The sequence below is a fragment of the Micromonospora sp. H33 genome (genome assembly GCF_052068455.1).
GTDB lineage: Bacteria > Actinomycetota > Actinomycetes > Mycobacteriales > Micromonosporaceae > Micromonospora.
The window spans coordinates 456,245-469,579 of record NZ_JBQHDE010000003.1; the positions used below are offsets into that span (position 1 = coordinate 456,245).

The 13,335-nt window shown below is 71.9% G+C and carries 12 protein-coding genes; 8 read left to right on the forward strand and 4 right to left on the reverse strand.

Going from position 1 to position 13,335, the window contains the following annotated elements:
• Positions 1–73 precede the first annotated feature (73 nt).
• Genes ACTMS0_RS11360 through ACTMS0_RS11370 form a run of 3 tightly spaced genes read left to right on the forward strand, consistent with a single transcriptional unit; the run spans position 74 to position 3,061 of the window.
• Positions 74–1,015 (forward strand): ABC transporter permease, encoded by a 942-nt coding sequence (locus ACTMS0_RS11360; protein ID WP_441155093.1) that lies wholly within the window; start codon positions 74–76, stop codon positions 1,013–1,015.
• Between the two features lie 5 nt (positions 1,016–1,020).
• Positions 1,021–2,058, forward strand: coding sequence for an ABC transporter ATP-binding protein (locus tag ACTMS0_RS11365; protein WP_441155094.1), 1,038 nt, complete (start codon positions 1,021–1,023; stop codon positions 2,056–2,058).
• A complete protein-coding gene (locus tag ACTMS0_RS11370) occupies positions 2,051–3,061 on the forward strand; it encodes an ABC transporter ATP-binding protein (RefSeq protein ID WP_441155095.1) in 1,011 nt (336 codons plus the stop codon). The genes ACTMS0_RS11365 and ACTMS0_RS11370 overlap by 8 nt, the downstream gene beginning before the upstream one ends.
• Positions 3,062–3,207: 146 nt before the next feature.
• Here the strand turns inward: ACTMS0_RS11370 and ACTMS0_RS11375 are convergent, their stop codons facing one another.
• Positions 3,208–3,546 (reverse strand): chorismate mutase, encoded by a 339-nt coding sequence (locus ACTMS0_RS11375; protein WP_441155096.1) that lies wholly within the window; start codon positions 3,544–3,546, stop codon positions 3,208–3,210.
• 314 nt (positions 3,547–3,860) lie between these two features.
• On the opposite strand from ACTMS0_RS11375, the gene pcrA reads away from it, so the two are divergent.
• Complete coding sequence (pcrA, locus tag ACTMS0_RS11380; protein ID WP_441155097.1) at positions 3,861–6,257, forward strand: DNA helicase PcrA; 2,397 nt, start codon at positions 3,861–3,863, stop codon at positions 6,255–6,257.
• Positions 6,258–6,353: 96 nt separating this feature from the next.
• On the opposite strand, the gene ACTMS0_RS11385 is transcribed toward pcrA, so the two are convergent.
• Both ACTMS0_RS11385 and ACTMS0_RS11390 read right to left on the reverse strand, forming a co-directional pair.
• Positions 6,354–7,115 (reverse strand): M23 family metallopeptidase, encoded by a 762-nt coding sequence (locus ACTMS0_RS11385; RefSeq protein ID WP_441155098.1) that lies wholly within the window; start codon positions 7,113–7,115, stop codon positions 6,354–6,356.
• A gap of 274 nt (positions 7,116–7,389) precedes the next feature.
• Complete coding sequence (locus ACTMS0_RS11390; RefSeq protein ID WP_441155099.1) at positions 7,390–8,100, reverse strand: M23 family metallopeptidase; 711 nt, start codon at positions 8,098–8,100, stop codon at positions 7,390–7,392.
• A 423-nt stretch (positions 8,101–8,523) separates the two neighbouring features.
• Between ACTMS0_RS11390 and ACTMS0_RS11395 the strand changes: the two genes are divergently transcribed.
• From ACTMS0_RS11395 to sucD, 3 genes are all read left to right on the forward strand, one after another.
• Positions 8,524–8,928 (forward strand): cobalamin B12-binding domain-containing protein, encoded by a 405-nt coding sequence (locus ACTMS0_RS11395; RefSeq protein WP_168001611.1) that lies wholly within the window; start codon positions 8,524–8,526, stop codon positions 8,926–8,928.
• Positions 8,929–9,360: 432 nt separating this feature from the next.
• Complete coding sequence (gene sucC / locus ACTMS0_RS11400; RefSeq protein WP_441155100.1) at positions 9,361–10,539, forward strand: ADP-forming succinate--CoA ligase subunit beta; 1,179 nt, start codon at positions 9,361–9,363, stop codon at positions 10,537–10,539.
• A 3-nt stretch (positions 10,540–10,542) separates the two neighbouring features.
• Positions 10,543–11,430, forward strand: coding sequence for a succinate--CoA ligase subunit alpha (gene sucD, locus ACTMS0_RS11405; protein ID WP_155330333.1), 888 nt, complete (start codon positions 10,543–10,545; stop codon positions 11,428–11,430).
• An 80-nt stretch (positions 11,431–11,510) separates the two neighbouring features.
• Here sucD and ACTMS0_RS11410 read toward each other — a convergent pair whose 3' ends face one another.
• Positions 11,511–11,774, reverse strand: a complete 264-nt coding sequence (locus tag ACTMS0_RS11410; RefSeq protein WP_441155101.1) for a DUF4190 domain-containing protein — start codon at positions 11,772–11,774, stop codon at positions 11,511–11,513.
• 145 nt (positions 11,775–11,919) lie between these two features.
• Between ACTMS0_RS11410 and ACTMS0_RS11415 the strand changes: the two genes are divergently transcribed.
• On the forward strand, positions 11,920–13,191 hold the full coding sequence (locus ACTMS0_RS11415) for a cell division protein PerM (RefSeq protein ID WP_441155102.1): 1,272 nt from the start codon (positions 11,920–11,922) through the stop codon (positions 13,189–13,191).
• Positions 13,192–13,335: the final 144 nt, after the last annotated feature.

The window sequence follows — 13,335 nt, forward strand, 5'->3', positions numbered from 1 at the left end:
GCGGCGTGGTCAGCGAGCGGCGACCGGCGATCCTGGTCGCTGACGGCAGGGCGAAGCGAAACGAGGTGTGGACATGAGCGACTTGACGAGCGCCGGCACCGCCATCGGCGGCGGCCCGGTGGGCGGCGACGGCCCGATGCCGGACGCCCGGGCAACCGGGGGCAAGGAGCGCAGCGCGAGCCTGTGGGCGGACGCCCGGCGGCAGTTGGTCCGTGATCCGGTGTTCATGATCGCCTTCCTCTACGTACTCGTGGTCGGCTCCATGGCGGCCTTTCCGAAGCTGTGGACCAGCCAGGACCCGGGTGCGTGCAACACCGACCGGTCCCGGGTCACGCCGAGCGCGGACCACCCGTTCGGCTTCGACATCCTGGGCTGCGACTACTACTCGCACGCCATCTACGGGGCACGGCCGTCGATGGTGATCGCGATCATGGCCACCGGCGCGATGGTGACGGTCGGCGGTGCACTCGGTCTGCTCGCCGGCTACTACGGCGGCTGGGTCGACGCGATCATCTCCCGGCTGATGGACGTCTTTCTCTCGCTGCCGTTCCTGCTCGGCGCGATCGTGTTCCTCACCGTGATCAAGCGGCAGAACATCTGGACCATCGCACTCGTGCTGTTCCTGCTGAGCTGGCCGACGATCGCGCGGATCATCCGCGGCAGCGTCATCTCCTCCAAGGACCTGGACTACGTGCACGCGGCCAAGGCGGTCGGCGCCGGCAACGGTCGGCTGATGTTCCGGCACATCCTGCCGAACGCGGTCGCCCCGATGCTCGTGTACGCGACCATCGTGCTCGGCGCGTTCGTCGCCGCGGAGGCCACGCTGACCTTCCTCGGTGTCGGGCTTCAGCCGCCCGCGGAGTCCTGGGGCATCATGATCTCGGCCCACCAGGTGTACTTCCTGGAGGACCCGTGGCTGCTGCTCTTCCCCTGCGGTCTGCTGGTCGGCACGGTGCTGTCCTTCATCCTCATGGGTGACGCCCTGCGTGACGCCCTCGACCCGAAGTTCCGGTGAGTCCCGTGAGCACTGATGTGAACGTCAAGCTGGACGCCCTGCCCGGCCTTGACCCGAACGCCATGCCGCTGCAGGTCAAGGACCTCCACGTCGAGTTCCGCACCCGCAACGGCATCGCGCACGCGGTCAACGGCGTGAGCTTCGACCTGCGGCCGGGTGAGACCCGGGCCATCCTGGGCGAGTCCGGCTGCGGCAAGAGCGTCACCGCCCAGGCGATCATGGGCATCCTGGACAGCCCGCCCGGCTTCGTCACCGGCGGCCAGATCCTCTACCGCGGTGTCGACCTGCTCAAGCTGCCGGAGGCGCAGCGGCGCAAGGTCCGGGCCAACAGAATCGCGATGATCTTCCAGGACGCCCTGTCCGCGCTGAACCCGGTCTTCACCGTCGGCTTCCAGCTCGGCGAGATGTTCCGCAAGCACCGCGGCATGTCCCGCAAGGACAGCAAGGCACGCGCGATCGAGCTGCTCGACCTCGTGAGGATCCCGGCGGCGAACCAGCGGGTGAACGACTACCCGCACCAGTTCTCCGGTGGTATGCGCCAGCGCGTCATGATCGCCATGGCGCTCGCGCTCGACCCGGAGGTGCTGATCGCCGACGAGCCGACCACCGCCCTGGACGTGACGGTGCAGGCACAGATCATGACCCTGCTCGCTGAGCTCCAGCGCGAGCGGAACATGAGCCTCGTGTTGATCACGCACGACATGGGCGTCGTGGCCGACGTGGCCGACCGCATCTCGGTGATGTACGCCGGTCGGGTCATCGAGGAGGCGCCGGTCGAGGACATCTACGCCAGCCCGGCCCACCCGTACACCAAGGGCCTGCTGGAGTCGATTCCGCGACTGGACCTCAAGGGCCAGGAGCTCTCGGCCATCAAGGGGCTGCCGCCGGCGCTGACGAACATTCCCAAGGGCTGCGCGTTCAACCCGCGGTGCCGGTACGCGCAGGACGTCTGCCGCCAGGACCCGGCGCCGCCGCTGTACCAGGTGTCGCCGGCCCGGACCGCCGCCTGCCACTTCTGGAAGGAGGTCAAGGGCGATGTCTGACATCGTGCTGGAGACCCGCGACCTGGTGAAGCACTTCCCGCTGACCCGGGGGATCGTCTTCAAGAGGCAGATCGGCGCGGTCCGCGCGGTCGACGGGATCAACCTGCAGCTGCGCCGGGGCGAGACGCTCGGCATCGTGGGCGAGTCGGGCTGCGGCAAGTCCACGCTGGCCCGGATGCTGGTGGGTCTGGAGACCCCGACCTCCGGTGACCTGTTCGTGCAGGGCCGGAACATGTCGAAGGTCAGCGCCGCCGAGCGGCGCCGCGGCCGGCGCAACATCCAGCTGGTCATGCAGGACCCGTACACCTCGCTCAACCCGCGGATGACCGTCGGCGACATCGTCGGTGAGCCCTTCGAGGTGCACCCCGACGTGCTGCCGAGGGCGAAGCGGCGGGCGCGGGTACAGGAACTGCTGGAGCTGGTCGGCCTCAACCCCGACCACATCAACCGGTACCCGCACCAGTTCTCCGGCGGCCAGCGCCAGCGCATCGGCATCGCCCGGGCGCTCGCGCTCAACCCGGAGATCATCCTCTGCGACGAGCCGGTCTCCGCCCTGGACGTGTCGATCCAGGCGCAGGTGATCAACCTGCTGGAGAAGCTTCAGAACGAGCTGGGCCTGTCGTACATCTTCATCGCCCACGACCTGTCCGTGGTCCGGCACATCGCCGACCGGGTCGCGGTGATGTACCTCGGCAAGGTCGTCGAGATCGGCACCGAGGACCAGATCTACGACAAGCCGACGCACCCGTACACCCAGGCGCTGCTCTCGGCGGTGCCGGTGCCGGACCCGACGCTGCGCGGCCTGCGGGACCAGATCGTCCTGACCGGTGACGTCCCGTCGCCGGCCAACCCGCCGTCGGGCTGCCGGTTCCGGACCCGGTGCTGGAAGGCCCAGGACATCTGCGCCCAGGAGGAACCCGCCCTGATGGCCCGGGAGAAGTCGGCGCACCCGAGCGCCTGCCACTTCGCCGAGGTACGCGACGTGGTGCACGCGGTCGAGTAGCCGTTCAGACGCCGTCGCCCGGACCACCCTGACCGGGCCGGCGGTGAAGGTAGTGCCTCCTCAGTGATCCGGGGCGTCGGCCGCACCACGGCCGGCGCCCCGGTCCTGTTTCCCGGCCCGCCGCACGGGCGGCGTCGTGGCCGACCTCAGAGCGGGCCGCGGCCGGCCCGGAGCAGCAGCAGGGCGAACTGGGTGCCGTCCGCGCCGAGCGCCGACCGGAACCGCTCCAGGATCTCCTGCTCGCGGGAGAGCACCAGGCGGGTGCCGCCGGACGCCATCCGGGTGGCGCCGACCTGCTGGGAGAGTCGGGCCCGCTCCTGCCAGAGCTCGATCAGCGCCTGGTCGATCTCGTCGATGCGCTGGCGGATCTCCGCGATCCGGGCCGCCGCCATCGGCTCCTGCGTGCCGGTGCGGGGATCCACGGAGCCGCCGGCCCCGCCCGCTCCGGCCCGGCTCCCGTTCTGCTCCGCCACGTCTGTCATCATCGCCGTACCCCTCGGATGTCGGGCCCGGTGCCCGGATCCCGGGACGGAAAAGCCCCGGGCTCGCGGAGCCCGGGGCTTTCGTAGGTCTGGTTGATCAGGCGCGACCCACGGCTGCCGGACTCCCGGAGCCGTAGTAAAAGTAGAAGCGCTGACCGAACACGCCGTCGAGTATGCCCGGGGCGTGGTGGGCGGCGCAAGGAAAGACGTTAACAAGGGCCCCTTCCTCTACCTCAGGCGTTAAGAAGGGACCCTTCCTTACACCCCAGCTGTGCGTGGCGGGTTTCGTCGGGGCGGCGGCATAGACTCGCCGTGCGATGCATCCTCTCTTCGACATCCCCGTGTCCCCGCCCGCGCCCGAGCCTGCCCCGCCGCGCCGGCCCGCCGCCGCGCGCCTCGACGCGCAGCAGCTCCTCGAAGGGCTGAACGGCCCACAACGGGACGCGGTCACCCATGCCGGGTCGCCGCTGCTCATCGTGGCCGGCGCCGGCTCCGGCAAGACCCGGGTGCTGACCCACCGGGTCGCGTACCTGCTCGCGGCCCGGGACGTGCACCCCGGCCAGATCATCGCGATCACCTTCACCAACAAGGCCGCCGGCGAGATGAAGGACCGGGTGGCCGCGCTGGTCGGCCCGCGCGCCCGGCTGATGTGGGTGTCGACGTTCCACTCCGCGTGCGTCCGCATCCTGCGGGCCGAGCACGAGCACGCCGGCCTCAAGTCCACGTTCTCGATCTACGACGCGGACGACTCCCGCCGGCTGATGCAGCTCGTCGCCCGCGAGCTGGATCTCGACCCGAAGCGCTACCCGGCGCGCGGCCTGGCCGCCCAGGTGTCCAACCTGAAGAACGAGCTGGTCGACCCGGAGGCGTTCGCCGCGCGGGCCAAGGGCCCGAACGAGCGGGCGCTCGCCGAGGCGTACACGCTCTACCAGCGGCGGCTGCGGGAGGCGCACGCGCTGGACTTCGACGACCTGATCATGACGACGGTGCACCTGCTCCAGTCGCACCCGCACGTCGCGGAGACCTACCGGCGCCGGTTCCGGCACGTGCTGGTCGACGAGTACCAGGACACCAACCACGCCCAGTACGTGCTGATCAAGGAGCTGGTGTCCGGCACCGAGGGGCTCGACCCGGCCGAGCTGTGCGTGGTGGGCGACGCCGACCAGTCGATCTACGCGTTCCGGGGCGCGACGATCCGCAACATCCTGGAGTTCGAGCGCGACTTCAGCGACGCCCGGACGATCCTGCTGGAGCAGAACTACCGCTCCACCCAGACCATCCTCAACGCGGCCAATGCGGTGATCGACCGCAACACGTCGCGCAAGCCGAAGCGGTTGTGGAGCGACGCCGGGTCCGGTGACCCGATCGTGGGCTACGTCGCCGACACCGAGCACGCCGAGGCGGACTGGGTGGCCCGGGAGATCGACCGGTTGGTCGACGACGGGGACACCCGCCCGGGGGACGTGGCGGTGTTCTACCGCACCAACGCCCAGTCGCGGGTCTTCGAGGAGGTGTTCATCCGGGTCGGCCTGCCGTACAAGGTGGTCGGCGGGGTGCGCTTCTACGAGCGCAAGGAGGTCCGCGACGCCCTGGCGTACCTGCGCGCGGTGGTCAACGACGACGACACGGTCAGCCTCCGCCGGATCCTGAACACGCCGCGCCGGGGCATCGGCGAGCGGGCCGAGGCGTGCGTCGAGGCGCTCGCCAGCCGGGACCGGATCTCCTTCGGCGCGGCCCTGCGCCGGGCCAAGGACGCGCCGGGCATCTCCACCCGGGCCGCCAACGGCATCGGCGAGTTCGTCGCGCTGCTCGACGGCGCCCGGGAGCTGGCCGAGACCGGCGCGCCCGAGGAGGTGCTGGAGGCGCTGCTGACCCGCTCGGGCTACCTGACCGAGCTGGAGGAGAGCCTCGACCCGCAGGACGCCGGTCGGGTCGACAACCTCCAGGAGCTGGTCAGCGTCGCCCGGGAGTACACCGAGCGCATCGAGGCGCTCGGCGCCGAGGGGGAGCGGGCCACGGTCGCCGGCTTCCTGGAGCAGGTCGCGCTGGTGGCCGACGCCGACCAGGTGCCGAGCGACGATCCCGAGCACCAGGGCGTGGTCACCCTCATGACCCTTCACACCGCCAAGGGCCTGGAGTTCCCGGTGGTGTTCCTGACCGGCCTGGAGGACGGGGTCTTCCCCCACCTGCGTGCCCTCGGCGACACGCGGGAGCTGGAGGAGGAGCGGCGCCTCGCGTACGTGGGGATCACCCGGGCCCGCCAGCGCCTCTACCTGTCCCGGGCGGTGACGCGCTCGGCGTGGGGGCAACCGGCCTACAACCCGCCGTCCCGGTTCCTGGAGGAGCTTCCCACGGAGCTGGTCCGCTGGGAGCGCACCGAGGGCTCGTACACGTCGTGGGCCGGCGGTGGCGGGGGCGTGGGCGGTCGCGCGGACCGCGCGGACCGCGGCCGCGGCGGCTTCGCCGGGGGTACGCCGAAGGCGGCGCAGCTCGCGCGGCGCCTCGGCGTGGACGGCAGCCGGCTGGCCACGGCGAGCGAGCTGCCGCAGGCGCCGAAGGTGGCGGTCGGGGACCGGGTCAACCACCAGCGGTACGGGCTGGGCCGGGTGCTCGCCGTGGAGGGGCACGGCCCGGGGGCGCGGGCGCAGATCGACTTCGGCGACCAGACGATGTGGCTGGTCCTGCGGCACGCCCCGATCGACAAGCTTACATGAGCGGCGGCCCGGGCCGGTCTCCGCGGTTCCGGGCTCTGCACGGCGGGGCCCGACCCGGCTGAGCGCCGGGCCGGGCCCCTCCTCGTGCCGTGGCCGTCAGCAGGCCACGTCGATGCCCCGGGCGCGCAGGAACGACGCCGGGTCGATCTGGTTCCACATCTGGCCCTGGTGCACCTCGAAGTGCAGGTGGGGGCCGGTGGAGTCGCCGGTGGAGCCCTCCAGCCCGATGGTCTCGCCGGCGCTGACCTTGTCACCCACGCTCACCTTCGCGGTGCTGAGGTGGGCGTAGTGGGTGAGGTAGCCGTTGCCGTGGTTGACCACCACGGAGATGCCGTAGCCGTCGCCGACGTCGCCGGCCTTCTCCACGGTGCCGCCGAACGCGGCGCGGACCGGCGTGCCGGCGGGCATGGCGAAGTCGATTCCGGCGTGCAGGACTCCCCAGCGGGGCCCGTAGCAGGAGGTGATCTCCGCCCCCTTCATGGGGATCACCCACGCCGGCTTCGGCCTGGTGGTCTTCTTCGGCGCCGGCTTGGCCGTCACCGTGGGCTTGGCGGTTGCCTTGGGCGTGGGGCTCGCCGTGGACGGGGCGGGCGTCGGGCTGGCCGGGGTGGGGCTGGCCGACTCGCGGGCGGAGCGGTCGGCCCGGGCGGCGGCGTCGGCGCGGGCCTGCGCGTCGATCGCGGCGGCGGCCGGCACGGTGCGGTCGTCGTCACCGGCGGAGGCGACCGCGACGCCCCCGAGGCCGAGCCCGGCCACCGCGACCGCCGCGGTCACCAGGATCCGGGTACGGGTGCTGACCCGCCTGCGGTGCCGGGCGGGGGCGATGTTCTCGTTCGGGATGAAGCTGTCGTCCTGCACTGCGGACCTTCACTGATCGAGGGGCACGTGACCTCGAAATACTGGTGTCGGTCCAGATCGGGCCGGGTAAGGGGACCGGGGCGGCTGCGGCGGGGTCCGATGTGGTCGAGGGCTCTATGTCCGCCGCTGTCCGGGATGCCGGCAAAAGTGATCATGGGTGGCCGTGCCCTTGGTCACATCACGTGATGTGACCGGAGACACTTTCCGGTCCCAGGCACCGACGAAAAACCGCCCGGATCATACGATCCGGGCGGTCATCTGGCGTAACGCAGCGTCAGGACGTGGCCACCTCGTTGTAAATTGCCTCCACCTGGAGCTTGATGTCCACTCCGCGATCCTCGAGCCAGGGCACCGGGTCGAGCGGCTCGCCCTTGACATGGATCTCCAGGTGTAGGTGAGGGCCGTAGGAGTGGCCGGTGTTGCCGACCAGGCCGAGCTGGTCGCCCGCCTTGACCTGCTGCCCCTCCTTGACCGTGACCGCGGAGGAGTGGCCGTAGATGGCCTCGCTGCCGTCGGCGTGGCGGACGATCACCGTGTAGCCGTACCCGCCGAACCAGCCGGCCTTCGTGACGGTGCCGTCGTGGATGGCGACGTAGGGGGTGCCCTCGGGGGCGACCAGGTCGACGCCGGTGTGCAGCTTGCCCCAGCGCACCCCGTACGGCGAGTTGAAGTCGTAACCCTGCAGGGGGAGCAGCCAGACCTCGGGCTCGGCCTCGGCGCCGCCGCGGGTGTTGCCGCGCGTGGCGCGGTCCGCGGCGTCGCCGCGCTCGGCGGCGTCCTGGCTCAGCGTGGACGCGGCCTTCAGTTCGTCGAGGACCGACGGGCTGACGCTCTTGGCATCCGGCAGGGCTCCCGCGAGGAGTGCGACTCCACCGGCACCGACGAAAGCGGTGGTGACGACGGCGGCGTAGCGGCTCCGCGGCGGGGTGGGTACGCGGCGGCGGCCGCGATATCTATCGGGCTCAGACGACAGGCGCTGGCGCACGCACACCCTCCGTTGTCGGGGTACCGAAGCGGCCCTCGGGGGTTCGTGAAGCTCCACTGAACTTCCGCTGACCGCGTCGCCACCCGTCCATGGACCTGATGACAACCGTGGACACGTTAGCCAACCGCCACGCCCGTCACAAGCCGCATCGCCGAATTGGTGTTGCGATCTGTCCGATTGCGTCCACGATTGTGGTACCTCGAGGCCCGGTAAAGGTGCCCCCGATACCGACCGTTCGTCGCGCAGCGTGACCGAACGGCGGAGTCGTCCCGCTTGACGACCGAGACCGTCTCTGTCACTGCCCGGCCACGCACCGGTGTCCGTCGTCCGCTGGATGTGACGCGGCCCGGATTTCCGGGCCCGGCCCGGTCGGGTTACCGTTCGTTCAGGTAAAGCCGCGGAGCCGGTGAAAGGGATGCGCAGATGAGCTCTCGTGTTCGGGTCGTCGTCGCCAAGCCGGGCCTGGACGGCCACGACCGTGGCGCCAAGGTCGTCGCGCGTGCCCTTCGGGACGCCGGTATGGAGGTCATCTACACCGGGCTGCACCAGACCCCCGAGCAGATCGTGGAGACCGCGATCCAGGAGGACGCCGACGCCGTCGGGCTCTCCGTTCTCTCCGGGGCCCACATGACGCTCTTCCGTCGGGTGCTGGAGCTGCTCGGCGAGCGGGACGCGCGGGACATCGTCGTGTTCGGCGGCGGCATCATTCCGGACGCCGACATCCCGGAGCTGGAGAAGCTCGGGGTCGCCAAGATCTTCACGCCGGGGGCGACCACCCAGTCGATCGTGGAGTGGGTCCGGCAGAACGTGGCGCAGCCCGTCAGCTGACGCGTACGGCCGCGCACGGCCGGCCGACCCGCGGCCGGACCGGGACAGGGGGAGGGGCCGGACGCACCCCTCACACGTCCGGCCCCTCTATGCACGATGCCCCGCCGCCACCCCTCGACCGACAGGGCATCGGCCGTCTCCCGTCGTCGCGCCGAACCAGCGCTCCGACACCTGACTCAACGACGCCCCTCCGGAGGGGTTACGCACCCCCGGCAACATCGCCCAGAAGGCTGACGCGGGGGTGACGGGCGGGTCGCGGCGGGGCGGTTGTGCATTACCGCACACCGCGCACCCGCTCGGTTGCCAGCGGTGCCGACGTCGCTAGGCTGCGCCCAATGGCCTGTCTCGACTGATGACAGGCGTCAAACTGTTTTCCATAACGCTGGTGGCGGCGCGACGGCGCGCCGCGGAGACGGGACGGGACGCGCAAACGTGGACCTGTACGAGTACCAGGGGCGGGACCTGTTCGAGCGGCACGGCTTGCCCGTGCTCGCCGGCGGCGTCGCCACGACCCCGGAGGAGGCCCGCGCGATCGCCGAACGCCTCGGCGGTCGGGTGGTCGTCAAGGCACAGGTGAAGGTCGGCGGCCGTGGCAAGGCCGGCGGTGTGAAGCTGGCCGAGGGCGCGGAGGAGACGGTGGCCCGGGCCACCGACATCCTCGGCATGGACATCAAGGGACACACCGTCCACAAGGTCATGATCACCGTGACCGCGGACGTGGCCGAGGAGTACTACTTCTCCTACCTGCTCGACCGGGCGAACCGCACCTTCCTCTGCATCGCCAGCGTGGCCGGCGGCATGGACATCGAGCAGGTCGCCGCCGAGACCCCGGAGAAGGTCGTCAAGGCCCCGATCGACGCGAACACCGGCGTCGACGAGGCGAAGGCCCGCGAGATCGTCGCCGCCGCCGGCTTCCCGGCCGAGGTCGCCGACCAGGTCGTCGAGGTCGCCGTGGGCCTGTGGAAGGCCTTCGTCGCCGAGGACGCCACGCTGGTCGAGGTGAACCCGCTGGCGAAGACGGGCGAGGGCAAGATGCTGCTGCTCGACGCCAAGGTCACCCTGGACGAGAACGCCGCGTTCCGGCACCCGGACCACGAGGCGCTGGTCGACCAGTCCGCGGTGGACCCGCTGGAGCAGGCCGCCAAGGCGAAGGACCTCAACTACGTCAAGCTCGACGGCGAGGTCGGCATCATCGGCAACGGCGCGGGTCTGGTCATGTCGACCCTCGACGTGGTCGCGTACGCCGGTGAGCGGCACGGCGGCGTCAAGCCGGCCAACTTCCTCGACATCGGCGGCGGCGCGAGCGCGGCTGTCATGGCCAACGGCCTGGAGATCGTGCTTTCCGACCCGTCGGTCAGGAGCGTCTTCGTCAACGTCTTCGGCGGCATCACCGCCTGCGACGAGGTCGCCAACGGCATCGTGCAGGCGCTGGCCCTGCTCGAGCAGCGTGGCGAGAAGGTCACCAAGCCGCTGGTCGTCCGCCTCGACGGCAACAACGCCGAGGCCGGTCGGGCGATCCTCGACGGCGCGAACAACCCGCTCGTGCAGCGGGTCGACACGATGGACGGCGCGGCCGAGCGGGCCGCCGAGCTGGCCGTTGCGGGGGTCTGACAAATGGCGATCTGGCTGACCAAGGACTCGAAGGTCATCGTCCAGGGGATGACCGGTTCCGAGGGTTCCAAGCACACCCGGCGGATGCTCGCGGCGGGCACCAACGTCGTCGGCGGCGTGAACCCGCGCAAGGCGGGCACCACCGTCGACTTCGACGGCACCGAGCTGCCGGTCTTCGCGAACGTCGCGGACGCCATGAAGGAGACCGGCGCCGACGTGACGGTCATCTTCGTGCCGCCGCAGTTCACCAAGGGCGCGGTGATCGAGGCGATCGACGCCGGCATCCCGCTGGCCGTGGTGATCACCGAGGGCGTGCCGGTGCACGACACCGCTGCCTTCTGGGCGTACAACGTGGCGCAGGGGGAGCGGACCCGGATCATCGGCCCGAACTGCCCCGGCATCGCCTCGCCGGGCGCCTCCAACGCCGGCATCATCCCGGCCGACATCACCGGCACCGGCCGCATCGGTCTGGTCAGCAAGAGCGGCACGCTGACCTACCAGATGATGTACGAGCTGCGGGACATCGGCTTCTCCACCTGCGTCGGCATCGGCGGTGACCCGATCATCGGCACCACCCACATCGACGCGCTGGCCGCGTTCGAGGCCGACCCGGACACCGACGCGATCGTCATGATCGGTGAGATCGGCGGCGACGCCGAGGAGCGGGCCGCCGAGTTCATCAAGGCGAACGTGACCAAGCCGGTGGTCGGCTACATCGCCGGCTTCACCGCGCCGCCCGGCAAGACCATGGGCCACGCGGGCGCCATCATCTCCGGCTCGGCCGGCACCGCCGACGCGAAGAAGGCGGCGCTGGAGGCGGTCGGCGTCAAGGTCGGCAAGACCCCGACCGAGACCGCGAAGCTGATGCGGGAGATCATGTCCGCGGGCTGAGCCCTCAGAGGCTGTCGGGAAGGGGTCGACCGTGCACGGTCGACCCCTTCCGCCGTTCCCGGATCCTGGCGGCCTGGCGCTCAGTCGTTGTAGAGCGGATAGTTGCCGCCGGCCCAGAGGATGCCGCCACCGATGATGTTGACCACACCGAAGGCGATGGCCAGCCAGCCCAGCACCGGTGACTGACCGAAGCGCCGGGCGTCGCGGATCGACAGGTAGCCGAAGACGATCCCCAGGATGCCGCAGCAGAGCAGGCCGGTGATGATGCCGAGCACACCCCAGAGGGTGGTCCGGTCCCGGCCGCCCGCCGGTGGCGGCGGGGGCGGTGGATAGGGAGCGTTCACGGCGTGCCTCCTCCGCCTCGCGACCACGTCCTGTGGTCGAGGCTAGACGCGATCGGAGGTGGGAGACGGTGGATCACGGAACTCGCCGCCGTCCGGGCGCGCTATCGGACTGCCATCGCCGGTGCGGCGTGCCAGAGTAGACCCGATGTCGTTCACCCCCGATCAGCCCAGCCGACCCGCGGAGGCCGGCCCGCGGCCGCCCGGGCGCCCCGGCACGGCCCGGCGGATCCCCGCGCCGCGCACGGGTGAGCCGCCGCGCCGCCGGCCGCCGCTCGCCGTCGCCGCCGGGGTCGCCGCCGCCGGGGCCGCGTTCACCTCCTGGCTGCCGGTCGCGGTGGTGCTCTGGCTCTTCCAGCTCAGCGAGGGGGCCGCGACGGTGCCGGGCGCGGTCCGCGCCGGGCTGGCCGGCTGGCTTCTCGGGCACGGTGTCCCGTTGACGACCGACGCCGGGTCGATAGGGCTCGCCCCGCTGGCCCTGACGATGCTCGCCGTCTGGCGGCTCACCCGCGCCGGGGTGCACACCAGCCGCGCGATCGGCGCGCGCGGCAGCCGCTCCCCGCGCCGCGCGCTCGTCGCCGCCGGCGCGGTCGGTCTCGCGTACGCGATGCTCGGTGCGCTCGCCGCGTTGCTGGTGGCGGCCGACGGGCCCGGCGTGTCACCGGTGCGGGCGGGAGTGACGCTGGCCGTGTTCGGCACGCTCGCCGCCCTGGTCGGTGCCATCCGCACGACCGGCGTCGCCCACCTGCTCGCCGAACGGGCGCCGCTGCCGCTGCGCGACGGGATACGGACCGGCTTGGTCGCCGGGCTGCTGCTGCTCGGCGCCGGGGCCGGCACGGCGGGGCTGGCGGTGGCGACCGGGGGCGGCGACGCCGCCGACCTGATCGGGGCGTACCGGACCGGAGTGGCCGGCCAGGCGGGCATCACGCTGGTCAGCCTGGCCTACGCCCCGAACGCCGCCGTCTGGTCGGCCAGTTACCTGCTCGGTCCCGGCTTCGCCGTCGGCACCGACACCGCCGTCCGGACCAGCGAGGTGTCGGTGGGCGCGCTGCCGGCCGTACCACTGGTGGCCGGACTCCCCAGCGGTCCGGTCGACGGTCCCGCCGCCGCGCTGCTCGCGGTGCCGGTCCTGGCCGGGATGGCGGCGGGCTGGCTGCTGGCCCGCCGGGTGCTCCGGCTCGCCGCCGACGAGAAGGCACCGCTGCGCTGGGCGCCCCTGCTGCGGCCGGCGGTGCTCGCCGGGCCCGTCGCGGGCCTGCTGACGGGCGTCGCCGCGGCGGCCTCCGCCGGGCCGCTGGGCGGCGGCCGGCTGGCCGACATCGGCCCGGTGCCGTGGCACGTGGCGGCCGTCGCGACCGCGGTGACCGGGGTGGGCGTGCTGCTCGGCGCCGCCGCGACCCGGATCCTGTCCCGCCCCTGACCCGTCGGGCGTCCCGCCCACCCGCCGGGGACCGGCCCGGAGCGCTTCTCGCCCTTCAGCGCCGCCGCCCGCTGGGGCCGCGAACGGCGGCGGGGACGCCCGGATCGTCCGGGCGTCCCCGCCGGATGCCTCATGGGTGCGCCG